This window comes from Bradyrhizobium nanningense (genome assembly GCF_004114535.1).
GTDB classification, from domain to species: Bacteria; Pseudomonadota; Alphaproteobacteria; order Rhizobiales; family Xanthobacteraceae; genus Bradyrhizobium; species Bradyrhizobium nanningense.
The window spans coordinates 624,751-650,768 of sequence record NZ_LBJC01000024.1; the positions used below are offsets into that span (position 1 = coordinate 624,751).

Here is a 26,018-nt window from a genome sequence, read left to right on the forward strand (position 1 = left end):
GCTAATATCCCGCCCGCGTTTTGCCGTAGCCTGCCGGCGCCGTTGCGTTGGCATCGAGCAGCCAGCGCGCGCGCGGCTGCGCGTCCATCGTGTCGGTCATGCCGAGCGCGAGGCGCTCGGCGCCGGCCCAGGCGATCATCGCGCCGTTGTCGGTGCAGAGCGCGGGGGGCGGCATGATCAATTGTGTCCCGGCTTGCCGTGCGACGTCATCGAGGGCGCCGCGGATCGCCTGGTTGGCGGCGACGCCGCCGGCGGCCACGAGCGCGCGGGGCGCGCCGAATCGTTCGCGGAAAAGTCTCAAGCCGACGTTCAACCGGTCGGCAGTCGAATCGAGCACGGTGGCCTGGAAGCTCGCGCAGAGATCGCGGATGTCCTGCGGCGTGATCTCAGCGAGCCGGCTCGCCTCGGTGCGCACCGCCGTCTTCAATCCCGACAGCGAGAAATTGGCGTCGGGGCGTCCTTGCATCGGCCGCGGGAATGCAAAGCGCGTGGCATCGCCGCTTGCCGCCGCGCGCTCGACCTGCGGTCCGCCCGGATAGGGCAGTCCCAGCATCTTCGCGACTTTGTCGAAGGCCTCGCCGATCGCATCGTCGACGGTGGTGCCGAGCCGCACATATTGGCCGACGCCGGTGACTGCGACGATCTGGGTATGGCCGCCGGAGGCGAGAAACAGGCAATAGGGAAATTCGATTCCGTCGGTGAGGCGCGGCGTCAGCGCATGCGCCTCCAGATGGTTCACTGCGACCAGCGGTGTGTCGTGCACCATCGCGATCGCCTTCGCGGTGGTGAGCCCGACGATGACGCCGCCGATCAGGCCCGGCCCCGCGGCGGCCGCGACGCCGCCCAGCTGGGCGAAGCCGATTCCGGCCTCGCGCATCGCGCGATCGACGATACCGTCGAGCAGGTCGACATGGGCGCGAGCGGCAATCTCCGGCACGACGCCGCCGAAGCGGGCGTGCTCCTCGATCTGCGACCTTACGATGTTGGACAGGATCTTGCCGCTGCCGTCCGATGCGCGCTCGATCACGGCCGCGGCGGTCTCGTCGCAGGTGGTTTCGATACCCAGCACCAGCATTGGCGAATTGTTATCCAATTTGCGCCCTTGCGCTCATCCGTAAAGCAGAGTTCTGGTACGTCCGGTAGCATTCCGGGGCCAGATTGCGCAATCGTCACGTAGCAATCCGTTCGGGTCATGCGTCACCGCCAATTGGTTCGGGAACACCAGCGATGTCCATTCTTGTCACACGGCCGCATCCCGACAATGAGGCGACGGCGGAAAGTCTGCGCGCGCGAGGGCATGCGGTGCTGCTTGCGCCGGCGCTCAAGTTCGAGCCGGTCGCCTTCCATGACAAAGCTGAAGCTCCCTACGGTGCCATCCTCGTCACTTCGGCCAACGCGATCCGTGCCGTCGCGCCGCAATCGCGCGACCTTGGTCTCCTGAAGCTGCCGTTGTTTGCGGTCGGCGAGCATACGGCCGCTGCGGCGCGCGACGCCGGCTTTGTCCGGGTGATCGTCGCCGGCGGCGATGCCGCGTCCTTGCGCGACACGGTGATGCAGAGCGCACGCGACAAGGTGCTGAAGAAGAAGAGCACGCTGCTGTATCTCGCGGGCGCGGATCTGTCGCGCGACCTCGGCGGCGAGCTCGACGCGGAGGGTTTTTCCGTGGTCACGCAGACGACCTATCGCATGGCGCCGGTCAAGCATCTGCCGCGCGAGGTCTGCGAAGGCTTTGCCGCCCACGGGGTCGAGGCGGTGCTGCACTACTCCAGGCGCAGCGCCCGCGCGTTCCTGGACGCGGCGCGGGACGAAGGCGTCGAAATCTCGGCGCTGGCCATACCGCAATGCTGCCTGTCCGAGGCGGTTGCGAGCGCGCTGCGCGATGCCGGCGCGTCGCAGGTTCTGGTCGCCGCGACGCCGGACGAAAATGCCCTGTTTGCCACCTTGGAGCGTGCGTTGCGCACCCGTTTGGCGTAAGAGGTCGGGCCCGAATCCGACACAATCTGGTCCACCCTGGTATGGAAGTGTGAGGAACCGTCACGATGGCCGACGACAAGCCTGAAGACGCAGGATTGGCGCCCGACAGCGGTCGTGCCAAGCGCACTCCGCCCACCATTGATCTCGAAGCCACCGAAGTCTCGACCCAGCCGCAGGAGACCGCGGTCGAGCCCGAGGCTCAGCCGGCGCCGGAGCACGCCGCGCCTGAACAGGCAGAATCCGACAAGCTTGACGCGGAGCCGGAGCGTATCGAAGCGCAGGCTCCGGCGTCGTCGATTTCGCCCTGGGTCATTGCGCCGTTCTCCGGCGCTGTCGCAGCTGCGGTCGTGATCGCGGTCGGCTGGATGCTGGGTTGGCCCGCGGTGCAGGCGCCGCCCGCCGCCCCGCAAGTCACCAGCGCGACGGTCGATGCGCTGAGCGGCCGCGTTGCGGCGGTCGAAGCCAGGGCCGGCAAGCCCGTCACCGATCCGGCCATGGCGGCGCGGATCGATGCGCTGGAGAAATCCGCAAACGGCTTGCGCGGCGACGTCGCCAATCTGCGTACGCAGTTCGACAAGACCGCGAACGCACTGAGCGGCACGAAATCCGCGCCAGGCCCCGCCGCGCCCGATCTTGCCGCGCTCACCGACCGCATCGCGCAGCTCGAGCGCGCCAGCAGGACGGAGCGGGCCGAGCTCGCGCAGCAGGGCGAAAAGATCGCCGATGCGAAGGCGAAGGATGACAAGCCGCTGCGCTTTGTGGTGGCGGCGGCCCTGCTCGACGTCGCCGTTCGCCACGGCGACCCCTATCAGTCGCAGCTGTCCGCGGCGCGGTCGCTCGCCGCCAAGCCCGACATGCTGAAGCCGCTCGACACGTTTGCATCGTCGGGCATCCCGACGCCGGTCGCGCTGAGCCGCGAGCTGCTCACCATCGTGCCGAAATTGTCGCCACCGGCGGAAGCCCCGGCCCCGAGTGCCGGCATCGTCGAGCGTCTTCAGGCGGGCGCGTCAAAACTCGTCCGCATCGAGCGCACCGACGGCGTCGGCAACGATCGCGGCGCGATCGTTGCGCGAGTGACGGCGGCGGCGCTTCGCAACGATTTCGTCGAAGCGCGGCGCGAGCTCAAGACGCTGGCGGAGGCTGATCGCGCTCCGGCACAGGCCTGGCTCGACAAGGCCGATGCCCGGGACGCTGCGCTCGCCGCGTCCCGCAAATTCGCCGACGATGCGATGGCGGATCTCGCCAAATCTGATCCGGCCAAGCCTGCTCAATAAGATTCGCGCAACAATCGGCGCGTATAGGGATCGTCATGCTTCGCATCGTCCTCTTCCTCGTCCTGATCGCGCTGGCGGCGGCCGGCGCGGCCTGGGTTGCCGACCAGCCTGGCGATCTGGTCCTAACCGCAGGTCCTTTCCGCCTCTCGACGACGTTTCCCAGATTCGTGTTCCTGCTCGGCCTCTTTGCCGCGGCCGTCGTGCTGGTCTGGAGCATTTTGACGATGATCTGGCGCACACCGGGGCGCCTGCGGCGGCGGCGCCACGACAAGCGCCACGCAAGGGGCCGCCACGCCATCACGCACGGTCTGCTCGCAGTCGGTCATGGCGACACGGCGCTCGCCCGCCGTCACGCCGAGGCGGCGCGGCGGCATGCGCCGAACGATCCGCTCGCGCTGCTCCTGCACGCGCAGTCGGCGCAGCTCGAAGGCAATCGCGACGAGGCGCGGCGCGTCTTCCGCGCCATGGCCGAGCGCGAGGACACGCGCCTGCTCGGCCTGCGCGGCCTGTTCATAGAGGCGCAGCGCGCGGACGATGCGGTCGGCGCGGTGATGATCGCGGAGGAAGCGATCAAGCTGTCGCCGTCCTCGACCTGGGCCTCGCATGCGGTGCTCGGCTTCCGTTGCGCGCGCGGCGACTGGGGCGGCGCGCTCGCGATCCTCGATTCGAATTTGTCCGCAGGCCTGATCGACAAGCCGGCCTATCGCCGCCAGCGCGGCGTGCTGCTCACGGCGCGCGCGCTGGAGCTGCAAACCATGGACCGCGACGTCGCGCGCGAGAGCGTGATGGAGGCGATCAAGCTTGCGCCGACCCTGGTGCCGGCCGCGGTGCTCGCCGCAAAGTTCGAAAGCGAGGCGCATCAGGTGCGCCGCGCCATGAAGCTGGTCGAGGCCGCCTGGCTCGCCAATCCGCATCCCGATCTCGCGGACGCCTATGCCCATGTGAAGCTCGGCGATTCCGCGCGGCAGCGCCTGCAGCGGGTCGAGACGCTCGCGGCCAAGACGCCGGCCGACAAGCCCGGCCATATCGAGGGTCAGCTCGCAATCGCGCGTGCTGCGATCGACGCCTCCGAGTTCGGCCGCGCCCGCGAAGTGCTGGCGCCCTATGTTGGCGACCCGACCCAGCGCGTCGCGCTGCTGATGGCCGAGATCGAGCGCGCCGAGCATGGCGATAGCGGCCGCGCCCGCGCCTGGACCTTGCGCGCGGTGCGCGCCCGTCACGATCCGGCCTGGACCGCGGACGGTTACGTCAGCGACCGCTGGCGCCCGGTCTCCCCGGTCACCGGCCGCCTCGACGCCTTCCAGTGGCAGACACCGGTTGCGAGCCTGCCCTCGGACAAGGGCACCACGATCGAATCTTCGGCCTTCGAGGAAGCCATGCTGGCGGCCCCACCGCCGAAGCGTGTGACGGTGGCTCCCAGCGAAAGCCCGGTGGAACCGCCCGCGGCTGAGCCAGTCCCGGTGCCGGCCGCTCAGGACAATTCGCCCCCGATCGCCAAAGAAGAGGAGCCGGCCGCTGTGACCGCCGAACCGGTCCAACCGGCCTCCGAGCCCGCCGAATCATCGCCTCCGCCGGCAACACCGGTGTTCCGGACCCGGGCCGATCTCGGCAAACCCGCGGCAGCCCCGATTCCCGCGGTCATCCCGATCATCCGGCCCCCCGACGACCCCGGGATCGATGACGACGAGGGTCCGAGCGATGAATTCACGGAACAAATCGGCACACCGAAGGCCCAGGCCGGGGGCTGGCGCGGATTCTGGTCCCGCTGGGGCGCGTGAGCCGCAATTCGAAGTCGGCTTGTCCTTGCCAATTCGGGCCATGCCCGATATCAGGAGCGCGCGTATCGGGGCCGGCATCGCCCGGGCCCCGGCAGGGTTCGCCGCAATAGCTCAGTTGGTAGAGCACGTCATTCGTAATGACGGGGTCGGGGGTTCGAATCCCTCTTGCGGCACCAGCCTTTCGATTGTCCATCCAGTCCTTGCAAGCCTGCGCTCTGTTCACTGAGGCCGGCTTGCGCGTGCGCTCCGCCCTTGTGTCACTACGATGCGTTGCCGATGAATGCGCGCAACGGGCAAGCGGTGGATGCGGAGACGACGGCCAGAACGGATTGGAACGCGTGGCTGCGAATTTCCGGCCTCGTCATTCTCGCCTGGAGCATTACCGCCGTCATCGCCGCAAGATCGCTCGAAGCCTCATAGCTGCACGGGCAGTTATCCGTTCCTCCGCTTTACGAGGACGTCTCCTATTTTCTGGACGCCGTCAGGTGGATGAATGCGGTCGACGACCGGAGCATTCGCCATCAGTGTCTGGGCATCTGCTGGTAAGCCGCTCGCCCAAAGCAAATGGCCGGGCACAAGCCCGGCCATGATGCAAGAGCTTGGATCTGATCGATGGCGTTTACTGCGACACCGTCTGCACCACGCTCGAGATCGGACGCGTATTCGTGCCCGCGGTCGGCACCTTCAGCTCCTTCAGCAGCGCCTCGTCATATTCCGGCAGCGTCTGCAGCGTGGTCTTGGCCTTCATCTGGACGACCTTGTAGCCACCGGCCTTCAGCCGCGCGAGCAGCGCCGGCAGCGCTTCGCCGGTGTGCTTCTGGAAGTCGTGCATCAGGATGATGCCCTTGCCGAGCTTGTCGAGCCTGTTCATGACGGTCTCGATGATCTTCTCCGGCGTTGCACCCTTGCGGAAGTCGAAGGAGTCGATGTCGGTCGAGAACATCGCGACGTTACGGGTGCCGAAATAGCTCACGATCGCCGGATTATGCTGGAGCTGCGGGAAGCGGAAGAACGGCGCCGGGTTGGCACCCAGAGCGAATCTCACCGCGCTGATGCCCTTTTCGACCTCGTCCTTGGCCATCTGCTCGGTCATCTTCTTGCCGTTCAGATTGACGTGGGACCAGGTATGGGTGCCGACCGTATGGCCCTGAGCCAGCACCTGGCGCAGGATTTCCGGATGATAGGTCGCATGCTTGCCGACCGAGAAGAACAGGCCCTTGGTGCATTCGTCCGCGAGCGCCTTCAGCACCGCGGGCGTGTTGACCGGCCAGGGGCCGTCATCGAAGGTCAGCACGACCTCCTTGTCGGTGAGGAAGTCGAATTGCTTGAAATGGTCGAAGCCGAAGCCGGGGCCGCCGGTGGTGTCGATCTCGACCACGCGGGAGACGCCCAGCGCGTTCGGATTGGCGCAGGCCTGCTTCGGCTGCGCCGGCATAGCCGGGGCGGGCGTGGGAGCCTGTGCCTGTGCAACTGCCGCCGGCTTGGCCGCGATCGCCGCGGTGGTCTCGACGTCATCCCTGGCAGCGAGCTTCGCCGGTGCCGGCAATGGATCGGCGGCACGGGCGGCAATTGTCTTGGGAGCGCCCTGATCGGCGCGTGCGGAATAATAAAACCAACCGCCGGCGGCGATCACGACCGCCGCAACTACACTGGCCAGCATCAGGCCCAACGCATTACGCATCGCTACTCTTTCCAATTACGCAACCAAACCTGCGGAATTTCCCGCGCGACGTGCCATTAATGCGAACCAACAGTTAACGTGACACCAACACGAATGCGGTTGTGGAGGAATTTCAGGGCGGTGCGCCAACGTGACCGAGATCACAGTCGGGGCAGGGCGCGTGACGGTCATCACGGTGGAAACTGTTTTGCTGGAACATCGTAGTTCCCATCAACAACGGGCCCGCTCCGCGCGGTGCCAATGGGAGCTTCAAATGACCAAGTCCTTTTCTGCCACTATCCGCGACACCAGCCTGGCTCTGGGCTTTGCCGCCATCGTCTCGATCGCTTCGACGAGCTCGAGTCTCGCCTTCTCGGCCGAGGCGCAGCAGATGTGCACCGGCGATGCCTTCCGCCTGTGCTCGTCGGAAATCCCCAACATCCCGAAGGTCACGGCGTGCATGATGAAGCATCGCTCGGACTTAAGCGCCGGCTGCCGCGCGGTGATGGACAAGGATCTCGCCAAGGGCGCCTCGCGCAAGGTCGCTGACGCCCAGGACAGTCAGTAAGAGCTCACAACGACATCGTTTGCGTCGGTTAGCTCCCTTCGCGATGTGCCCCGGCTTCGAGCCGGAGCCACGCGGCGATGTTGGTCCCGCTCGGCAATAAACCCGTTGCGGCTTCGGGATCGTCGCACTAGCTTCGCCCGCTCATATCAAGCGGTACGAGGCATTACGCGATGACCAGATTCCTTTTCATCATTCCTTTGCTTCTGTGCGCCTCGGTCGCATCCGCGCAGCAGCAACCCGGCCATGACGCCTGCGCGCGCGATGTCAGCCGTTTCTGCCGCGCCGTGATGAACAATGGCGACAGCGCCGTGCTCGCTTGCCTGAAGCAAAATCGCACGCGGCTGAGCAAAGGCTGCGACAAGGTGCTGACCGAGCACGGGCAGTAGCGATGTCGTCGTCGCCCGGATGAGCGAAGCGATATCCGGAACTCCTGACCCCGCATGTCGCTTCGCTCATGCGGGCTACTGCTCGCAAGAGCCTACGTGCTGCTTCCTGCCGCCGTCGCGACCACTGGCAGCACCTCGGCGCCGGCGCGATCCGGCGTCTCGTCCTTCCAGCGCACCGAGCCGAACGGGCGCTCCAGCATGCGGCGGATACGCACCGGCTCCGGGCCGAGATGGAAATCGATCGCCTGCTGATGCAGCGCGCGTTCCGACTGGGTCGAGCGGTTGCGCTGACGCAAGTAGTCGAACCAGGTCGGGCAGTGATAGCGCTCCGTCCACAATTCAGGATCGGCGATGTCGCGGGCGATCGACCAGCCGTAGGCGCCGTTGCGCTGGCGGGAGAGCTGCACGTCCTGCATCACGTTGTGGAAGGCGCGCGCGTTCTCCTGCGCGACGCGATATTCGATCTCGACCACCAGCGGCCCGCTGCGCCCCGTCAGGGACAGCTTCACCTCGGGATCGGCCAGCACATCGGCATCCTCATTGCGGGCACCGACGCGCGGCATCGTGAGCCAAATCCCGAGCAATGGCGAGATCAGCATCAGGCCGGCCGCGGTCAGCAGTGCGACCTCGACACCGGCGTAGTCGGTGAGATGGCCCCAGCCCCAGGCGCCGATGGCGATGCCGCCGGAAATCGAGGCCTGGAACGCCGCGAGCGAGCGGCCGGCGACCCAACGCGGCGCCGAGAGCTGCACGCCGATATTGAACAGCGCAATCGCAGCCATCCAGACCGCGCCGGCCAAGACCAGCGCCGCTGCCGTCAGCACCGGCTCCGTGCTGAGGGCGAGCGCAGCCATCGCGAACGCCATCGAGACGGTGCAGGCGCGGATCGCGGCTTCGCCGCTCATGCGCTTGCGCAGTTCGTGGATGTTGAGTGCGCCGATCACGGCGCCCATGCCGAAGGCGCCGAGCATGATGCCGTAGGTCTGCGCGCCGCCATGCAGCAAGTCGCGCGCGACCAGCGGCATCAGCGCCATGATGGCGCCGCCGATCAGGCCCATCACCAACGTGCGCAACAGCACGATCTTGATCGGTGGCGAATTGGTGATGTAGCGGAAGCCCGAGACCATGGCGCGGTTGAGCTTTTCCCGCGGCAGCCGTGAGGGCTCGACCGAGCGACGCCACAACAACAGCACCACCAGCAGCGGTATATAGAGAATCGCGTTGCAGGCGAAGGCAGCCACTGCGCCGAGCGCGGCGACGATGACGCCGCCGACTGCCGGGCCGAAGCTGCGCGCGATGTTGTAGCTGATGCCGTTCAGCGCGACGGCCGAAGGCAGCGCGTCGGGCGGCACCTGTTCGCTGACCGAAGATTGCCACGCCGGGCCGAACAGAGCGTTGCCGCTGCCGACCACGAAGCAGAAGGTCAGCAGCAATTCGGGGGTGATCAGGTTGAAGCCGGCCAGCACGGTGAGCGCGCTCGCGCCGATCAAGGCGATCGACAGCGAGACCAGCGTGACGATGCGACGGTCATACATGTCGGCGATGGCGCCGGCCGGCATCGAGATCAGCATGATCGGCAGCATCAGGGCGGTCTGCACCAGCGCCACCTTATCGGCCGATGCCGCCATTTGCGTCATCGCCCAGGCTGCGCCCACGCCCTGGATCAGCAGGCCGAGATTGGAGAGCAGGCTGGCGAGCCAGATGCGCCGGAACACGGTGTAACGCAGCGGCGCGGTGATGCCGTCGGCGGCCATTTTCTGACGGTTTGGCTGCTCGGTCATATCCCCTTCCATATGGGCTGGCAGAAGTGGTCTTGGAGCTCTCTTTGGGCGATTCCGGCAAATTCAGTGATGCCTGCGAAAGTCATTCGCTGTCCAGTGGTTAGGCCGCTATAAGCGGTGCAAAGAGGGCGGTTGCCGGGGAGGAACAGATGAAGCTGTCGCGACGGATGATTTTGTTGGGGGCCGGCAGCTTGCCCTTCGCAACTGCGAGCTTGCGGACGGCGGCGTTTGCCCAGGCCGCGCCGGCTACGCCGGGCAATGAGGTGCCGCCGATCTTGTTCGTGCACGGCAATGGCGACTATGACGCGCTCTGGATGACCACCTTGTGGCGGATGGAATCCAACGGCATCGCGCGCGATCGCATGATGGCGATCAATTTCACGGATCCCAATGCGCGCACCGACGACACGGTCGAGCAGGCGGGCCGCTCCTCGACCGAGGACCAGCGCCGCGAACTCGCTGCTGCCATCGCCGAGTTGAAGCGCCGCACCGGTGCGCCTCGCGTGGCGCTGGTCGGCAGCTCGCGCGGCGGCTATGCCATTCGCAACGTGATCAAGAATGGCGGCGCCGGCGACGTCAGCCACGCCGTGTTGTGCGGCACGCCCAATCACGGCGTGTTCGCGACTGACGACCAGCCCAATAGCGAGTTCAACGGCCGTGGCCCGTTTCTGCGCGGCCTGAACGAAGGCGGGAGCGAGGTGACGCCGGGCGTTGCCTTCCTGACGCTGCGCAGCGACGGCATGGACAAATACGCGCAGGCCGATGGCCGCTTCATCGGCAAGCCCGGCACGCCGACCGGCATCACCGCCGAGGGGCCGGAGCTGAAGGGCGCCACCAACCTCGTGCTCGGTGCGCTCGACCATCGCGAGGTGGCGTTCCATCCACGCGCGTTCCGGGAGATCTACAAGTTCATCGCCGGACGTGAGCCCGCGCGCATCGCGATCGTGCCGGAGGTGGCCGTCAAGCTCAGCGGCCTCGTCACGGGCACGCCCGGCGGGGTGTCGAGCAATCGCCCGGTGGCGGATGCAACCGTCGATATCTTCCGCGTCGATCCCGATACCGGAGAGCGCAAGGGAGGCGTTGTGCATAGCGCAAAAACCACCGCCGACGGCCGCTGGGGGCCGGCGCAGGTCGACCCCTCCTGGTCGCTCGAATTCGTTCTGACGTCGGCGGGCGCGCCGATCACACACATCTATCGCTCGCCGTTCCCGCGCTCGTCCGACGTCGTCCATTTGCGCGCCGCACGGCCGCTCGGGTCGGCCGACAAGGACGCCGGCGCGGTCGTCATCATGTCGCGGCCACGCGGCTATTTCGGTCTGCCGCGGGACGTGGTGTTGCTGGACGGCAAGGAGCCGGCCGACGTCAAACCGGGCGTCCCGACGGATTCGACGGCAACATTGCGGCTTGCGGCCGGCGAGGTTGGACGTAACATCGTGGCTCAATTCGGCGAAGAACGGATTGTGGCGCGGGCCTGGCCCGCTTCCGAGAACAGGATTGCGATTGCCGAGCTGACTTATTAGCTGTTTGCCTGCGTACCTCTGCGGGAGAGAGCCATGAATATCGCCAGCGTACGTCGGCCCATCATCCCTCCGGCTCCCCCGCGTGCGCCCGACGACATGTCGTTCTTCGGCCGGCTTGCCGTGATCCGGCACAACATGATCGCGACCTGGGGACAGCGCGCCTATGAGGAAGACGTCATCAAGGGGCGCTTCTTCCTCCGCAACAGTTTCATCCTGAACCAGCCGGACGCGATCCGGCATGTCCTGCTCACCAATTACGAGAACTATACGCGCACGCCGGCGGGCATCCGCATGCTGCGTCCCGTGCTGGGTGACGGCCTTCTGATCGCCGAAGGTCATTCCTGGACGTTTCAGCGCCGCACCCTTGCGCCGGCCTTCACGCCGCGCGCCACCGCCAATCTCGTTCCGCACATGACGGCGGTGCTCGACGAGACCATCGCCAAGCTGGATGCGCGCTCGGGGGAAGAGGTCGACCTGCGCGAGATCATGCAGCGCATGACGCTGGAGATCGCCGGGCGCACGATGTTTTCGTTCGGCATGGACCGGCATGGTGCGACCTTGCGCAACTTCATCATGGAATATGCCGCCCGGCTGGGACGGCCGTACTTTCTCGACATGCTGCTGCCGGTGTCGTGGCCGAGCCCGATGGATTTTGCCCGCGCCCGTTTCCGCAAGCGCTGGACCGAGTTCGTTGCCATGCTGATCGCCGAGCGGCGCGCGGCCGGCAAGAAGGACGGCGCGCCGCCGCGGGACCTGTTCGATCTCATGGACGCAGCGCGCGATCCTGAAACCGGCAAAGGCTTTTCCGACGAGCAGCTTGTTGACGAGGTCGCGACCATGATCCTTGCGGGTCACGAGACCACGGCGACGGCGCTGTTCTGGGCGCTGTATCTGCTCGCGCTCGATCCGGACACGCAGGAAGAGGTCGCCTCCGAAACGCGCGGTGAACATCTCGACAGCATCGCCGACATCGACCGGCAGAAGTTCACCCGCGCGGTGATCGAGGAGACGATGCGGCTCTATCCGCCGGCGTTCCTGGTCGCGCGTGCCGCGCGCGAGAAGGACAATGCGGCCGGTATCGAGATCGGCAAGGGCGACATCATCATGATCGCGCCCTGGCTGCTGCACCGGCACGAGAAGCTGTGGGATCAGCCGAACGCCTTCATTCCAAAGCGCTTCATGACGAAAGAGGCGCCCGACCGGTTCGCCTATTTGCCGTTCGGCGCGGGTCCGCGCGTCTGCGTCGGCGCGCCGTTCGCGCAAGCCGAATCCGTGCTGGCGCTGGCCCGGTTGATCGGAGCCTTCCGTGTCGAGCTCGCCGATCAGGCAAATTCCGTGGTCCCGCTCGGCGTCGTCACGACCCAGCCGGACCACTCGCCCATGTTCCGCATCACGCGTCGGTGAGGGCCTTTCGTCTGGCCGATGACGTGATCCACCCTAGATAGAGTCTCGTCATGAGCGACATCCAGGCCCAGTTTTCCGTACTGAAGCAGACCGCTGATCCCGTCGTCGTCGAGGCCATCGCGCAGCTGATCGCCAACGGTCACGATCGCGATCTGAATCGCATCAATGCGCTCGATTTTGCCAATCGTACCGGGCTCGATCAGGAGAAGGTCATTTCCGGATTCCTGCATGCCTCCCGGCTCGGCCTGTTCGACATGAGCTGGAACGTGCTGTGTCCCGGTTGCGGAGGAGTGCTGGGTGCGCATGCAACGTTGAAGTCGTTGAAGCACGAAGACTACAATTGCGCGCTCTGTGCAGCCGGATATGAGGCGTCCGTCGACGAAATGGTCGAGGTGGCCTTTACCGTGAGTCCGCGGGTCCGCCGCATCGGTGCTCATGATCCCGACACGCTGCCGATCTGGGAGTATGTGCGGCAGATGTTCTGGAGCTCCGGAGTCGATCTCAACGAGGAATCCTTTTCCCGCCTGATCGACGAAGTGACGCTCGAAGCGCTCGAATTGCCTGCCGGCGAGAAGGCGATCCTCTCGCTCAACCTGCCCAGCCAGTTCATCATCGTCTTCGAGCCAGTGACCCATTCCGCTCATTTCCTGGATGTTCAGGGCGAGCCGACGAGCGAACGTCAGCAGCTCTCGATCATGTTCAACAGGCTGGAGGCCCCGACGGGGACCACCGTGATGCGTCCCGGACCGTTGCGTCTCACGCTCGAGAACCAATCGGACAATCGCGTGCTGCCTTCAGTCTGGATCGCCGCCGACGCGTTGCATGAGATGATCGGCAAGCGCAAGCCGATCCTGACCGCCAAGCGAATGCTGTCCAATCAGACGTTCCGCGACGTCTTCAAGGCCGATAATCTCAATGTCGACCAGCGACTGAAGATCACGTCCTTGACGTTCCTGTTCACCGACCTGAAGGGATCGACGGCGCTGTATGAGCGGGTCGGCGATCTCACTGCCTTCGATCTCGTGCGAGCGCATTTTCGTGCGCTGCTGGAGATCATCGCCGCCGAGAAGGGCGCCGTTGTGAAGACGATCGGCGATGCTGTGATGGCGACCTTCGTCAAACCGGAGCACGCCATCACCGCGGGACTGCGCATGCGTGCAGCCATGGACGAATTGAACAAGCAGCGCGGCGCCAACGACCTCGTTCTCAAGATCGGCATCCATGAGGGTCCTTGCCTCGCGGTGATGCTCAACGAGCGGCAGGATTATTTCGGCCAGACCGTCAACATCGCCTCCCGCGTGCAGAGCCTGTCGACCGCGCAGGAGATTCACATCACCGGCCCGGTGCTGGACGCGCCGGCGGTTGCGGAAATACTCCAGCAGCGCGAGATCAAGCCGATCCAGAAACAGGCGGCGCTGCGTGGCATCGCCGACAAGATGGTGGTGTACGAGATCCCGTGAGGGAAGGTCGTCGGCCGCTCCAAACCCCCGTCATTGCGAGGAGCCCTTGCGACGAAGCAATCCAGACTGCGTCTGCGGAAAGATTCTGGATTGCTTCGCTACGCTCGCAATGACGGCGTGGAGGCGGATGCGCGCCACACTCCCCGTCATGCCCGGGCTTGTCCCGGCCATGACGCCGCCCCCAATATTGCCGAAACGTAATGCGGCGCGCGGAACTGACGCACGTTGCGCCGGTTGAGTTTCCTGCTCATATAATGCTGGCAACAGCCGCGCTCCTCGCGGCTGCATCGATTTCGGTAGGATCTTATGCTCGACGGCCTGCGCCAATTCATCGCCGACATTGTCGCCCCGCAAGATCAGCACCGCACGTTCGGTGACAGCGATTATCGGTTGGCGGCCACCGCGCTGCTGGTCCACGTGGTCTCGTTGGATGGCCAGCCGACGGCGGCCGAGCGGCGCAAGCTGCACGGCCTGATCGAAAGCCATTTTGGGCTCGATCACGGCACTGCGGATCGTCTGATCGCGGACGCCACCGAGGTCGAGGGCGAGGCGGTGGACCTCTATCACTTCACCAGCGTCATCATGCGCTCGCTCGACGAAGAGGGTCGCAAGCGCATCGTTCGGATGATGTGGGAGCTGGTCTTTGCCGACGGCCAGGTCAGCGAGTTCGAGGACAACGTGGTCTGGCGCGCCTCCGATCTGCTCGGGATTTCCCAGCGGGACCGGATCGAGCTGAAGCATATTGTGGCGGAGCGCGTCGGTGGTCAGGTGAAGGATGACGCCGTCGGCGGCTGACCCGTCCGGCCCGGTGATTGCCGGACCTGCGAACCACATGACGAAACTTTAATGTAATCCCGGGCCGCCCCCGCTTTGGCGGATTCGCCTGCAAATACCTGTCCTTCCTGTCCCCCTGTCGCCCGCTCAAGGCGCCATTCCGCCAGTGCCGCTTGCCTGTCGCGCACGGCTTATGCTCTCGTTCCGCCATTGCGGGGCCAAAGACTTCAATTCAAGAGACTTGGATCAAGAGACTTGGATCGTGACTGAGCGCGTAACGTTGATCACCGGTGCCTCGGCGGGCATAGGCACGGAGTTGGCGCGTGTATTTGCCGCCAACGGACATCGCCTGGCATTGACGGCGCGGCGCGCGGATCGATTGGAGGCGCTCGCGCGCGAGCTCGCTGCCAAGGGCGGCAAGAAGCCGATCGTGATCGCCTGCGATCTCGAGGACCCCGCCGCCGGCGAGACGATCGCAGCGGCGCTCGCCGCCGAAGGCGTCGAGCTCGATCACCTCGTCAACAATGCCGGCTTCGGCGTATTCGGCGATGCAATCGAGCGCGATCGCGACGAGCAGATCGGCATCGTCGACGTCAACGTGCGGGCCCTGACGGATCTGTCGCTGCGCTTTGCCGATCAGCTGATCAGGAACAAGGGCGGTCTTCTCAATGTGGGCTCGGTCGCGGGCTTCCTGCCTGGTCCCGGCATGGCCGTCTATTATGCGTCCAAGGCCTATGTGATTTCCTTCACCGAAGCGCTCCGGGCGGAGCTTGCGCCGCGCGGCGTTCGTGTCACCGTGCTTTGCCCGGGCCCCGTGCCCACCGAATTTCAGGCGCGCGCCGGCGTCGGGTCCCAGCACGATACGGCCCTTCTGAATGTTTCAGCCGCCGATGTCGCGCAGGAGGCCTATCGTGGCCTGATGGCCAACAAACGGGCAGTGCTGCCGGGTCTTGGCATCAAGATTGTGCCGCTTGCGCTGCGCTTTTTCCCGCGCGGCTTCATCCTGGCCGCTACGAGCCGGTTCCAGAGGCGCAGGCAATAGAGAAATCCTGGAGCTCCCGTAGTGGCCCGGAGCTTGCTTCACGTTCGATGTGTGCGCGAACTCACACGATGTTAACCATCGCTTAGCTATGCTGGCGGTCTGAACCGATAGCACTCGCAGAGGCCATGTCGTTCCGGTCGGACAGGTTTGGTGGCGCAGAATTGGTGCCCTTCCGAAGGAAGGCGCCGAGCACTGCCGCCTCCGAAAGCCGGTTGCCGGTCTTGATCGTCCTGCATCAGGAATGCTCGACCCCGGGCCGCGTCGGCAACGCGCTCCGCGCGCTTGGCCACGCCTTGGACATTCGCCGTCCCCGCTTCGGCGATCCGCTGCCGGAGACGCTCGATGAGCATGCCGGCGCCGTATTCTTCGGCGGTCCGATGAGCGCCAACGATCCCGACGACTATATCCGGCGCGAGATCGACTGGATCGAAATTCCGCTCCGCGAACAGCGGCCGTTCCTCGGCATCTGCCTTGGCGCCCAGATGCTCGCGATGCAGCTCGGTGCGCGCGTCGCGCCGCATGCCGATGCGCTGACCCAGATCGGCTACTACCCGATCCGTCCGACCGCCGCGGGCCACGCGCTCTGCCCGGCCTGGCCGGCCCAGGTCTATCACTGGCATCGCGAGGGCTTCGAGCTGCCTGTCGGCGCCGAATTGCTTGCGGAAGGTGACGATTTTCCGGTGCAGGCATTCCGTGTCGGCAATGCTTTCGGCGTGCAGTTTCATCCTGACGTGACCTACGCGATGATGCATCGCTGGACCACGCGCGGCTATGACGGTTTCAGCGCGCCCGGTGCGCGGCAGCGGCACCATCATTTCGCAGATCGCGCCGTCTACGATGCCGCAGAGCGCGCCTGGCTCGACCACTTCATCAACGGCTGGCTGGCGCGCCGGCCGCTGCTGGCGCAAGCCGCCGAGTGATCGCGCCGTTGCGCAGGTCCTTGGCGCAGGTTCTTGGCGCAAGTCCTCGCGCCTCCCCCTGATATGCTAGGCTCTCCGCCAACGAGCGCGCACCAATGCGTGCCGGCAGACAAGGGAGAGCGTCATGGCCTACGAGCACATTCTCTACGACGTCAGCGACAAGATCGCGACCATCACGCTCAACCGCCCCGATCGCATGAATGCGTGGACGCCGACCATGGAGCGCGACGTGCGTCAGGCGATGGAAGCGTCAAGCGCCGATGACAATGTCCGCGTCATCGTGCTCACCGGCGCGGGCCGCGCGTTTTGCGCCGGCGCCGACATGGATGCGTTGAAGGGGCTCGATCCCGATGACGTCAGGCGCGCGTCGAACCTGCCGCCCTTCGACATGAACCGCCGTCCGGACTGGCAGACGCGCTACGGCTATTATCCGTCGATCAAGAAGCCGGTCATCGCCATGCTCAATGGCGCCACCGCGGGCATCGGCCTCGTCCACGCGCTCTATTGCGACCTGCGCTTTGCCGCCGACAACACGGTATTCACCACAGCCTTCGCGCGGCGCGGTCTGATCGCCGAGCACGGCATTTCCTGGATGCTGCCGCGCATCGTCGGTCATGCCAATGCGATGGATCTGTTGCTCTCGGCGAGACGTGTGTCGAGCGACGAGGCTCTCCGGATGGGCTTGGTGAACCGGCTCTGCGCGCCGGAGAAGCTGCGTGAAGAAACCTATGCCTACGCGCGCGATCTCGCCGATTTCGTCTCGCCGAGCGCGATGGCCGTGATCAAGCGCCAGCTCTACGAGGTGCCGTTCCAGACTCTGGCCGAGGCGACGATCGAGGCCAACCACGAGATGATGGTGGCGCTGGCCGGCAGCGATTTCCGCGAGGGGGTGGCGAGCTTCATGGAGAAGCGGCCGCCAAGGTTTACGGGGAGGTAGGGGGAGAATTCGGAGGAAGCCCGCCGTCGCCCTTCGGGCGATGGCGCGGCAGCCTTCGCTCGCTTCGCTACGAGAGACTTCCCAAGGTTTGCCTAGCCGTAGCTCGCGAACTGCATGTTTGTGGATGAAGCCCGTCTTCGCCCTGCGGGCTACGCCGAGGCAGCCTTCGCTACGCGAGGGCTTGCCCAGCCGAAGCAGGCGCAGCCTGCGAAGGCTGGTGGAGCCAGGCGGGATCGAACCGCCGACCTCGTCATTGCGAACGACGCGCTCTCCCAGCTGAGCTATGGCCCCTTTGCTGACCGCTCTGGTAAACGCGGCCGACAACCGGGCGCCATTTAAGTCCCCGCCAAGGTCAAGTCAAGGACGGGTGTTACCCGGTTTTAGCCATTGGGGGCGCCGACTTCCCTTGTTTGGGAGCGGGGGAACCGATATCTAGCGGAAGGCGTCACTTCCCACCGCAGCCAGTCTTCAAAAGCCAGAGTCTTCAAAAGCCATGCGTGCCGTTCTCGACATCGTCATCATCGTGCTCGACCTCTACGTCTGGCTGCTGATCGCCTCCGCGATCCTGTCCTGGCTGATCGCCTTCAACGTCGTGAACACCCGCAACCAGTTCGTGTCGGCGGTGGCGGAGTTCCTGTACCGGATCACCGAGCCGGTGCTGGCGCCGATTCGCAATCTCCTGCCCAGTCTCGGCGGCCTCGACATCTCGCCGATCATCCTGATCCTGCTCATCATGTTCATCGAGCGGGTGATCCTGTACTACGTCTACCCGAACGTGATCTGAGCGGGCTGGAGCGCCTTGGTCGCGAAAGAGGCCTCTAGGGAACCCTGGCGTTATTCGGCCGCAGGACTCAGCATTGCGTTGCGCGTGACGCCGCGTGGCGGCCGCGACGACATCGACGGAATCGAGCAACTGGCCGATGGCCGCAGCGTGCTCAAGGTGCGGGTGCGCGCGATCGCCGATGGCGGCGAGGCCAACAAGGCCGTCTTGGTCCTGTTGGCGAAATCGCTTGGCGTCCCCAAGGCCAGCGTGAGGCTCCTGTCCGGAGCCACCTCGCGGCTGAAGCAGATCGCGGTCGACGGCGATCCCGCACGGCTCGGCGAAGCCCTGCGCCAGCTCGTCTCGGCCAAATCGGGAGACTGAGGGAACTGACATGACCGCCAAAATCATCGATGGAAAAGTCATCGCCGCGGAGCTTCGGGCGCGCGTCACTGAGGAGGTCGCCCGGGTCAAGCGCGAGCACAATCTGGTACCGGGGCTTGCAGTGGTCCTGGTCGGCAACGACCCGGCCAGCGAGGTCTATGTCCGCTCCAAGCACACCCAGACGCAAGGCGCCGGCATGGCCTCGTTCGAGCACAAGCTGCCCGCCGACGTCTCGCAGGCAGATCTCCTGGCGCTGGTCGCAAAGCTCAACCGCGACCCGGCCGTGCATGGCATCCTGGTGCAGCTGCCGCTGCCGAAGGGGCTGAACACGGAAGCCGTCATCAACGCCATCGATCCCGCCAAGGACGTCGACGGCCTGCATCCGAACAATGCCGGCCGGCTCGCCGGCGGATTCCAGGCGCTGTCGCCCTGCACGCCGCTCGGCTGCATCATCCTGACCAAGAGCGTGCACGCTTCGCTGGAAGGCATGAACGCGATCGTCATCGGTCGCTCCAATCTGGTCGGCCGCCCTTTGGTGCAATTGCTGCTGAACGAGAACGCCACGGTGACGATCGCGCATTCGCGCTCGCGCGACCTGCCCGGCCTCGTGAGGAAGGCCGATCTCGTCTATGCCGCGGTCGGCAAGCCGGAGATGGTACGCGGCGACTGGCTGAAGCCGGGTGCGACCGTGATCGATGTCGGCATCAACCGTATCCCCAAAGAAGACGGCAAGACGCGCCTCGTCGGCGACGTCGCCTATCAGGAAGCGCTTGGGGTGGCCGGCGCCATCACGCCGGTGCCGGGTGGCGTCGGTCAGATGACGGTGGCCTGCCTGCTGGTGAACACGCTGCGTGCGGCCTGCGCGATCGCGGGGCTGCCGAAGCCGGCGGTGTAGGTGAGCTCTCGTGTCCCGGACGCGGCGCGGCATGAAATGACGCGACGCTGAGCCGGGACCCAGGGCGCCATTGTACTGGGCCCCGGCTCAGCAGCGCATCGTTTCACGCTGCGCTGCGTCCGGGGCACGGAAGCCTAGTCCTTCTTCTTCTTCGCGCGGTCCATGCCTTCCAGGATCAGCTTGTGCGCCTCCTCCGGGCCGCCCCAGCGCAGGATCTTCACCCATTTGCCCTTCTCGAGATCCTTGTAGTGCTCGAAGAAGTGCTGGATCTGCTGCAGCGTGATGTCGGGCAGGTCGGAGTACGATTTCACCTTGTCGTAGCGCTGCGTGAGCTTCGACGACGGCACCGCCAGAATCTTCTCGTCGCCGCCGGCTTCGTCCTCCATGAACAGCACGCCGACCGGGCGCACGCTCATGACCGCGCCGGGAATGATGGCGCGGGTGTTGACGATCAGGACGTCGCAGGGGTCGCCGTCATCGGACAAGGTGTGCGGAATGAAGCCGTAGTTACCGGGGTAACGCATCGGCGTGTAGAGGAAGCGGTCGACCACCAGCGTGCCGGCCTCCTTGTCCATCTCGTATTTGATCGGTTCGCCGCCCACGGGGACTTCGATGAGGACGTTGACTTCGTGTGGTACGTTTTTCCCGATCGAGATCGCATCGATACGCATTCAAGGCTCCGTTGTTGCCGAGGTAAAATCGCGCCCGGCAGCCGATTTTGGCGCTGTCATACGCGGGCTTGGCCCGCTGATCCATCGCGTTTTTGTGAAATAATGAATCCGGAAATCACCGGCTCAAAGGCAACGGTATCGACGGATGGGAAACGCTGCCGCTTCAGCTTTCAGCAGCTTAATTGGTCCAGGCGAAGGCAACCTTGTCGAGCGACTTCGGTCCGAACCGCTCCGACGAGCGCGCCACCATACGGCCCCCGAGCGCCCGGTAGAACTCGGTCGCCGGGTCGTTGTCCGAGAGCGCCCACACCACCATGCTCTTCAGCCCGCTCTGCATCAGGTCGCGGCGGGCAGAGGCAAAAAGGCGACGGCCGAAGCCGAGGCCCTGGAATTCCGGGCGCAGATAAAGCTCGTAGATCTCGCCGTCGAAATGCAGGCTGCGGGCGCGGTTGCGACCGTAGTTGGCGTAGCCCGCGATCTTGTCGCCGAACACCAGCACGCTGACGCGGCTGCCCTTGCGGATCGCGCTGTCCCACCATTGCGGGCCGCGGCGGTTGATGAGCTTTTCCAACTCGGCGCCGGGAATGATGCCCTGATAGGCCGAGCGCCAGGCTTCGTCATGAGTGGACGCCACTGCAGTTGCATCTGCAGTTTTGGCCGGCCGGACCTCGATCAGGGTTGTGCTCATGGATGCAATCAAATCAAGTCGCCGCCTCGGCGGCAAGACCTATCGTTAATTATCGGTTAACGTGTGGACTTTGTGCATCAGTATCTTGACCAGATTGTACCGAAAAAAGACAGGACGCCAACTCAAACAGCACCGGCATGCCGTGCGTCAGTGCAAAACTCTCGTCGCGGCAATGAATGAACGGCAATGGCAGCGCAGAAAGTCCGCCCATAGTGATTCGTTCCTCTAATGTGACGGTCGCTGTTCATGTTGGTCCTCGGCCAGTCATGCGATTCCTCAACACCATCGCGCTCCTGTCTCTGCTGGCCTTGCTGACCGCGCCGCCTCTGTACGCACAGGTCAGGTTTGGCCCATCGGGCGAGGAGGGCGAACCGCTTCGCCGACAAGAATGGCTGGTGCCGTCGCCGGATACCGATGTTGCCTCGCATGCCGTGCTGTTTCGCCCCGCCGGCGCAGGTCCGTTCCGGCTTGCAATCGTCGCGCACGCCTCGACGCAGAACGTATTGCGTCGTGCGCAAATGCCGCAGCCGGAATACCGTCCACTCGCCGCCTTTCTCGTCTCGCGCGGCTATGCCGTGCTGGTGCCGGAGCGGCTCGGCCATGGTGCGACCGGCGGCCGCTATGTCGAGGACCAGGGCGGATGCGACGAGGCCGACTATGCGCGTTCGGGCCGTGCAACGGCCGAGCAAATCCAGCTCGCGCTGGACCATTTGCGAAAGCAGGATTTCATTCGCAAGGAGGCCGCCATCGTGATCGGCCATTCCGCCGGCGGCTGGGGTGCGCTGGCGCTCGCCAATGCCGATCCGAAGACGATCTCGGCGATCACAGTGTTTGCACCGGGGCGCGGCGGCCATGCCAATGACGAGCCGAACCGGATCTGCGCGCCACACGCGCTGCTTGCCGCTGCTGCAGAGTTCGGCAGGGGCGCGCGTATCCCCGTCACATGGCTCGTCGCGGCCAATGAGAGCTACTTCTCGCCGGCATTTTCGAAGAGGCTGGCTGCGGCGTTTCGCGGCGGTGGCGGCAAGGCCGACTTTCACGCCTTGCCGGCCGTCGGCAGCGAGGGGCATTGGCTGATCGAGAGCGAGGCCGGCGTCAAAGCCGCAAGCAGCGAGCTCGCGCGTGTGCCGAACCTGTCCGGGCCAGCGCCTGCCAAGAAGCCACGGGATGATCGCTAGTGAACAAATGGCCCGACGATGACGTGATCCTGTTCGACGGCGTCTGCATTTTTTGCTCGCGCTGGGTCCGCTTCGTCGCCAAGCGCGATAGCGCAAAGCGGTTTCTGTTCACGCCGATCCAGTCGGATTACGGCGCCCGGCTTGCGCGCGCGTTCGGCATCGACCCCGCTGACCCCGATACTAACGCCGTGGTCCATGGCGGCGAGGTGTTCATGAAGTCCGACGCTGCACTGACTGTGCTGTCGCAGCTTCCTGGCTGGGGGTGGGTACGCGCGTTGTTTGTCGTACCGAAGCCGCTCCGAGATTCCGTCTACAGCATGGTCGCACGCAACCGCTATCGCATCTTCGGGAAGTACGACGCTTGCTTCGTCCCCGATGATGATTTGCGGGCGCGGGTGATCGAGTAGCCACGTCATTGCGAGGAGCCCGCGACAAAATTGCGAAACAATTTTGCGCTGGTGCGACGAAGCAATCCAGACTGCCTCCGCGGATGGTTTCTGGATTGCTTCGCTGCCCTCGCAATGACGGAGTGTGCGGCTAGCGCTTCCCCAAAGCCGCCAGCACTTCCCCCGCCGCGCGCTCCCCGCTGTCCCGCGCTCCATGCGCCGTCGTGAAGAAGGTTGGCGACGTCGCCTCGCCGGCAAAGAACAGCCGCCCGTCAACCGGTGCCGCCAGCACGGCGCGGTCGCCGGCGTGGCCGGGCAGCGCGTGCGAATAGGAGCCGCGCGCAAACGGATCGTGCGCCCAGCGCGACTCGTAGAGCGGCTTCAGCTTGCGCCTGATATCGTTGCCGAGGAAGCCCGCGATCTCGCTGATAGCTTGCGCGGCGATGGCGCCTTCGCCGGATTCTTCCAGCGTGCGGGCGAAGCTGCCGCCGAAAAAACCTTCGATGCAGGGCTGGCCGAACGGGCGGATGTGGTAGGTGCCCATCTCGGTGCGCATGGTGGCGCCGCGCAAATTGCCGTCCTTCGGGAAGGCTTCGGCGCCGTCGAGCGCCAGAGTCACCTTGTCGTCGACGCCGAGCGGCAGGCCGGCGGCAGCGTCGACCTTGGACGGCAACGGCGGTGAAAAACGGATCGTCCCATCGGCGATCAGATTGGTCGGCACGGTGACGATCGCCTTGTCTGAAGTCAGCGTGCCCTGCGATGTCTCGATGCGGATGCGCTTGTCCGAATGATCGATCAGCGCGACGTTGCAGTTCAGCGCCACCGGGCAGGGCGCGCCATAGGCTGAAACAAGCGCGCCATAGCCGCGGCGGACGCGCCAGTTGAGGTCCGTGTCCTCATAGGCGTCCCAGTCCAGCGTGGACATGTCCTTCAGCTCGCAGCCGTTGATGTAGGTCGAGATCGCGTCGATCATGGGATTCCAGCGATTGCCCATCTCGAGGCTGAGGCTCGCGGGTTCATCCCTGCCCTTTTGCGCGGCCTGCCAGAGGCGCTGATAGAACGCGTCCATCGCGCGCATGAATTCGTCGCGCTCGCTTTGCGGAAACGCGTTGCCATAAACGCGCTCGCGCCAGGGCGGCAGGTCCTTGTTGAGCTCGAAACCGAGCTGCTGCGCGATCGCGACGAAGGAGTTCGTGTCCGCCGAATGCAGCCAGCCGCAACCGACGTCGAAGGTCACCTCGGGCGAGGCCCGCACCGTCCAGGCGCGGCCGCCGAGCCTGTTCCGCGCCTCCAGCACGATCGCCGCGAGGCCGCAGCCCCCGAGGGCATGCGCGGCGCCGAGGCCGGCGGCACCGGCGCCGATGATCGCGACGTCGACGGAAGAGGGAAGGGAGGTCATGGCCGGGCTCTAGCACGTTCGTGGAGAGTGCTGAAGCCGGCCAGATATGCAGCTCTCGTGTCCCGGACGCGCTGCAGCGCTCTTGCGCTGCTGCGCAGAGCCGGGACCCAAGGCGGAAGGGCACAAGAGGCGAGATGGGCCCCGGCTCAGCAGCGCATCACTGCGTGCTGCGCTGCGTCCGGGGCACCAGAGAGCGGCAGCTTACGCCACCGCTTCCTTGGCCTTTTCCGCGCGCTTGCGCTCGTTCGGGTCGAGGTGCTTCTTGCGCAGGCGGATCGACTTCGGGGTGACCTCGACCAGCTCGTCGTCCTCGATATAGGCGAGCGCCTTCTCCAGCGTCATGCGGATCGGCGGGGTCAGGCGCACGGCCTCGTCCTTCGAGGTCGTGCGGATGTTGGTGAGCTGCTTGCCCTTGAGCACGTTGATCTCGAGATCGTTGTCGCGGGTGTGCTCGCCGACGATCATGCCTTTGTAGACCTTCCAGCCCGGCTCGATCATCATCGGGCCGCGATCTTCCAGCTTGAACATGGCGTAAGCCACCGCTTCGCCCTGGTCGTTGGAGATCAGCACGCCGTTGCGGCGGCCCTGGATCTCGCCCTTGTACGGGGCGTAGCCGTGGAACAGGCGGTTCATGATCGCGGTGCCGCGGGTATCGGTGAGCAATTCGCCCTGGTAGCCGATCAGGCCACGGGTCGGCGCGTAGAACACCAGGCGCTGACGATTGCCGCCCGAGGGTTTCATCTCGATCAGCTCGGACTTGCGCTCGCTCATCTTCTGCACGACGACGCCGGAATGCTCCTCGTCGACGTCGATCACGACTTCCTCGATCGGCTCCAAGGTGGCACCGGTGGCCTCGTCCTTCTGGAACACGACGCGCGGCCGCGACACCGAGAGCTCGAAGCCCTCGCGGCGCATGGTCTCGATCAGGATCGCGAGCTGCAATTCGCCGCGGCCCGAGACTTCCATCGCGTCCTTGTCCGCGGCTTCGACCACGCGCAGCGCGACATTGCCTTCGGCTTCGCGCAGCAGGCGGTCGCGGATCATGCGGCTCGTCACCTTGTCGCCTTCGGTGCCGGCGAGCGGGGAGTTGTTGACGATGAAGGACATCGACACGGTCGGCGGATCGATCGGCTGCGCCGGCAGCGGCACCTCGACGGTCGGATCGCAGAAGGTGTCGGCGACGGTGCCCTTGGTCAGGCCCGCAATGGCGACGATGTCGCCGGCTTCGGCCTCATCGAGCGGCGTGCGCTCCAGGCCGCGGAAGGCCAGGATCTTGGTGATGCGCCCGGACTCGACCAGCTTGCCCTCGGCGTTCAGCACCTTGACCTGCTGGTTCGGCTTGAGCACGCCCGACGAGATGCGGCCGGTGATGATGCGGCCGAGATAGGGGTTGGCTTCCAGGATGGTGCCGATCATCCGGAACGGACCTTCCTCGACCTTCGGTGGCGCGACGTGGCGCAGGATCAGGTCGAACAGCGGCTCCATGCCCTTGTCCTTCGGACCCTCGGGGCTGTCGGCCATCCAGCCCTGCTTGGCCGACCCGTAGAGGATCGGAAAGTCGAGCTGCTCCTCGCTGGCATCGAGCGCCGCGAACAGGTCGAACACCTCGTTGATGACCTCGGTCGGGCGCGCGTCGGGGCGGTCGACCTTGTTGATGACGACGATCGGCTTGAGGCCGACCTTGAGCGCCTTGGAGACCACGAACTTGGTCTGCGGCAGCGGGCCTTCGGCGGCGTCGACCAGCACCAGGGCGCCGTCCACCATGTTCAGGATGCGCTCGACCTCACCGCCGAAATCGGCGTGGCCGGGCGTGTCCACGATGTTGATGCGGGTGTCCTTCCACTGCACCGAGGCCGCCTTGGCCAGGATGGTGATGCCGCGCTCGCGCTCCAAATCGTTGGAGTCCATGGCGCGATCCGTCACCTTCTGGTTCTCGCGGAACGTGCCGGACTGCTGGAGGAGCTTGTCGACCAGGGTCGTCTTGCCGTGGTCGACGTGGGCGATGATGGCGACGTTACGAAGATTCATGGATGAGCTTCTTTGCGGTCGAACAATGGGTTAAGCGCGATCTCGCCGGTCAGACCGGGACCTCTTCTCGAAACAACGCTGGAAGACTGGAAACGGGGCGCTTTCCGCCCAAAAAGGAAGCCCGGCCATATCAGACCGGGCACCCTACGCG

Annotated in this window: 26 protein-coding genes and 2 tRNA genes; 19 read left to right on the top strand and 9 right to left on the bottom strand. The window is 65.3% G+C overall.

The annotated features are described in order from the left end of the window. Window position 1: 1 nt before the first annotated feature. On the bottom strand, window positions 2-1,075 hold the full coding sequence (tsaD, locus tag XH84_RS20540; protein WP_128921034.1) for a tRNA (adenosine(37)-N6)-threonylcarbamoyltransferase complex transferase subunit TsaD: 1,074 nt from the start codon (window positions 1,073-1,075) through the stop codon (window positions 2-4). Window positions 1,076-1,227: 152 nt separating this feature from the next. Between tsaD and XH84_RS20545 the strand changes: the two genes are divergently transcribed. The 5 genes from XH84_RS20545 to XH84_RS40385 all read left to right on the top strand — a co-directional run bounded on the left by XH84_RS20545 (window position 1,228) and on the right by XH84_RS40385 (window position 5,446). Further along, the gene (locus tag XH84_RS20545; protein ID WP_128921033.1) at window positions 1,228-1,974 is read left to right on the top strand and encodes a uroporphyrinogen-III synthase; all 747 of its coding nucleotides are present in this window, start codon (window positions 1,228-1,230) and stop codon (window positions 1,972-1,974) included. A 65-nt stretch (window positions 1,975-2,039) separates the two neighbouring features. Beyond that, window positions 2,040-3,248, top strand: a complete 1,209-nt coding sequence (locus tag XH84_RS20550) for a COG4223 family protein (RefSeq protein ID WP_128921032.1) — start codon at window positions 2,040-2,042, stop codon at window positions 3,246-3,248. Between the two features lie 35 nt (window positions 3,249-3,283). After that, window positions 3,284-5,026 carry a heme biosynthesis protein HemY gene (locus XH84_RS20555; RefSeq protein WP_128921031.1) on the top strand — a complete coding sequence of 581 codons (1,743 nt, stop codon included), beginning with the start codon at window positions 3,284-3,286 and terminating at the stop codon, window positions 5,024-5,026. A 100-nt stretch (window positions 5,027-5,126) separates the two neighbouring features. Further along, window positions 5,127-5,202, top strand: a tRNA-Thr gene (locus XH84_RS20560). A gap of 100 nt (window positions 5,203-5,302) precedes the next feature. Next, complete coding sequence (locus XH84_RS40385) at window positions 5,303-5,446, top strand: hypothetical protein (RefSeq protein ID WP_206734156.1); 144 nt, start codon at window positions 5,303-5,305, stop codon at window positions 5,444-5,446. 199 nt (window positions 5,447-5,645) lie between these two features. Here the strand turns inward: XH84_RS40385 and XH84_RS20570 are convergent, their stop codons facing one another. After that, entirely contained in the window at window positions 5,646-6,707 is a 1,062-nt protein-coding gene (locus XH84_RS20570; protein WP_128921030.1) for a polysaccharide deacetylase family protein, read from the bottom strand. A gap of 253 nt (window positions 6,708-6,960) precedes the next feature. On the opposite strand from XH84_RS20570, the gene XH84_RS20575 reads away from it, so the two are divergent. Both XH84_RS20575 and XH84_RS20580 read left to right on the top strand, forming a co-directional pair. Beyond that, window positions 6,961-7,254, top strand: coding sequence for a hypothetical protein (locus XH84_RS20575; RefSeq protein WP_128921029.1), 294 nt, complete (start codon window positions 6,961-6,963; stop codon window positions 7,252-7,254). Window positions 7,255-7,424: 170 nt separating this feature from the next. Continuing rightward, a complete protein-coding gene (locus XH84_RS20580) occupies window positions 7,425-7,640 on the top strand; it encodes a hypothetical protein (RefSeq protein ID WP_128921028.1) in 216 nt (71 codons plus the stop codon). A 92-nt stretch (window positions 7,641-7,732) separates the two neighbouring features. Here the strand turns inward: XH84_RS20580 and XH84_RS20585 are convergent, their stop codons facing one another. After that, a complete protein-coding gene (locus tag XH84_RS20585; protein WP_128921027.1) occupies window positions 7,733-9,421 on the bottom strand; it encodes an MFS transporter in 1,689 nt (562 codons plus the stop codon). 149 nt (window positions 9,422-9,570) lie between these two features. Here XH84_RS20585 and XH84_RS20590 point away from each other — a divergent pair, with 149 nt between their 5' ends. From XH84_RS20590 to XH84_RS20600, 3 genes are read left to right on the top strand one after another with little or no spacing between them, the layout of a single operon-like run. Then, window positions 9,571-10,941 carry a hydrolase gene (locus XH84_RS20590; RefSeq protein WP_128921026.1) on the top strand — a complete coding sequence of 457 codons (1,371 nt, stop codon included), beginning with the start codon at window positions 9,571-9,573 and terminating at the stop codon, window positions 10,939-10,941. 33 nt (window positions 10,942-10,974) lie between these two features. Beyond that, window positions 10,975-12,345, top strand: a complete 1,371-nt coding sequence (locus XH84_RS20595) for a cytochrome P450 (protein ID WP_128921025.1) — start codon at window positions 10,975-10,977, stop codon at window positions 12,343-12,345. Between the two features lie 50 nt (window positions 12,346-12,395). Continuing rightward, window positions 12,396-13,805 (top strand): adenylate/guanylate cyclase domain-containing protein, encoded by a 1,410-nt coding sequence (locus XH84_RS20600; protein WP_128921024.1) that lies wholly within the window; start codon window positions 12,396-12,398, stop codon window positions 13,803-13,805. 30 nt (window positions 13,806-13,835) lie between these two features. Here XH84_RS20600 and XH84_RS39895 read toward each other — a convergent pair whose 3' ends face one another. After that, window positions 13,836-14,222: a hypothetical protein gene (locus tag XH84_RS39895; RefSeq protein ID WP_164936458.1), complete on the bottom strand. Its 387-nt coding sequence runs from the start codon at window positions 14,220-14,222 to the stop codon at window positions 13,836-13,838. On the opposite strand from XH84_RS39895, the gene XH84_RS20605 reads away from it, so the two are divergent. From XH84_RS20605 to XH84_RS20620, 4 genes are all read left to right on the top strand, one after another. Further along, entirely contained in the window at window positions 14,112-14,600 is a 489-nt protein-coding gene (locus XH84_RS20605) for a tellurite resistance TerB family protein (protein WP_128921023.1), read from the top strand. The genes XH84_RS39895 and XH84_RS20605 overlap by 111 nt on opposite strands. Before the next feature lie 241 nt (window positions 14,601-14,841). Continuing rightward, on the top strand, window positions 14,842-15,621 hold the full coding sequence (locus XH84_RS20610) for an SDR family NAD(P)-dependent oxidoreductase (protein ID WP_128921022.1): 780 nt from the start codon (window positions 14,842-14,844) through the stop codon (window positions 15,619-15,621). Window positions 15,622-15,746: 125 nt separating this feature from the next. Beyond that, entirely contained in the window at window positions 15,747-16,541 is a 795-nt protein-coding gene (locus XH84_RS20615; RefSeq protein ID WP_128921021.1) for a glutamine amidotransferase, read from the top strand. A 124-nt stretch (window positions 16,542-16,665) separates the two neighbouring features. Beyond that, complete coding sequence (locus XH84_RS20620) at window positions 16,666-17,478, top strand: enoyl-CoA hydratase (RefSeq protein WP_128921020.1); 813 nt, start codon at window positions 16,666-16,668, stop codon at window positions 17,476-17,478. 215 nt (window positions 17,479-17,693) lie between these two features. Here XH84_RS20620 and XH84_RS20625 read toward each other — a convergent pair. Next, a tRNA-Ala gene (locus XH84_RS20625) sits at window positions 17,694-17,769 on the bottom strand. A gap of 202 nt (window positions 17,770-17,971) precedes the next feature. Here XH84_RS20625 and XH84_RS20630 point away from each other — a divergent pair. From XH84_RS20630 to folD, 3 genes are read left to right on the top strand one after another with little or no spacing between them, the layout of a single operon-like run. After that, window positions 17,972-18,262 (top strand): YggT family protein, encoded by a 291-nt coding sequence (locus XH84_RS20630; protein WP_128921019.1) that lies wholly within the window; start codon window positions 17,972-17,974, stop codon window positions 18,260-18,262. Between the two features lie 15 nt (window positions 18,263-18,277). Next, entirely contained in the window at window positions 18,278-18,622 is a 345-nt protein-coding gene (locus tag XH84_RS20635; protein ID WP_128921018.1) for a DUF167 domain-containing protein, read from the top strand. 10 nt (window positions 18,623-18,632) lie between these two features. Beyond that, the gene (gene folD / locus XH84_RS20640; RefSeq protein WP_128921017.1) at window positions 18,633-19,517 is read left to right on the top strand and encodes a bifunctional methylenetetrahydrofolate dehydrogenase/methenyltetrahydrofolate cyclohydrolase FolD; all 885 of its coding nucleotides are present in this window, start codon (window positions 18,633-18,635) and stop codon (window positions 19,515-19,517) included. A 134-nt stretch (window positions 19,518-19,651) separates the two neighbouring features. Here folD and ppa read toward each other — a convergent pair whose 3' ends face one another. After that, complete coding sequence (ppa, locus tag XH84_RS20645; protein ID WP_128921016.1) at window positions 19,652-20,188, bottom strand: inorganic diphosphatase; 537 nt, start codon at window positions 20,186-20,188, stop codon at window positions 19,652-19,654. Window positions 20,189-20,366: 178 nt separating this feature from the next. Then, the gene (locus tag XH84_RS20650; protein WP_128921015.1) at window positions 20,367-20,876 is read right to left on the bottom strand and encodes a GNAT family N-acetyltransferase; all 510 of its coding nucleotides are present in this window, start codon (window positions 20,874-20,876) and stop codon (window positions 20,367-20,369) included. Window positions 20,877-21,142: 266 nt separating this feature from the next. Between XH84_RS20650 and XH84_RS20655 the strand changes: the two genes are divergently transcribed. Further along, window positions 21,143-22,054: a dienelactone hydrolase family protein gene (locus tag XH84_RS20655; RefSeq protein ID WP_128921014.1), complete on the top strand. Its 912-nt coding sequence runs from the start codon at window positions 21,143-21,145 to the stop codon at window positions 22,052-22,054. Further along, window positions 22,054-22,461 (top strand): thiol-disulfide oxidoreductase DCC family protein, encoded by a 408-nt coding sequence (locus XH84_RS20660; RefSeq protein WP_128921013.1) that lies wholly within the window; start codon window positions 22,054-22,056, stop codon window positions 22,459-22,461. Before XH84_RS20655 ends, XH84_RS20660 begins: the two co-directional genes overlap by 1 nt. 130 nt (window positions 22,462-22,591) lie before the next feature. On the opposite strand, the gene XH84_RS20665 is transcribed toward XH84_RS20660, so the two are convergent. Both XH84_RS20665 and typA read right to left on the bottom strand, forming a co-directional pair. Continuing rightward, window positions 22,592-23,839, bottom strand: a complete 1,248-nt coding sequence (locus tag XH84_RS20665) for a flavin monoamine oxidase family protein (RefSeq protein ID WP_128921012.1) — start codon at window positions 23,837-23,839, stop codon at window positions 22,592-22,594. Between the two features lie 201 nt (window positions 23,840-24,040). Next, window positions 24,041-25,867 carry a translational GTPase TypA gene (gene typA / locus XH84_RS20670; RefSeq protein WP_128921011.1) on the bottom strand — a complete coding sequence of 609 codons (1,827 nt, stop codon included), beginning with the start codon at window positions 25,865-25,867 and terminating at the stop codon, window positions 24,041-24,043. Window positions 25,868-26,018: the final 151 nt, after the last annotated feature.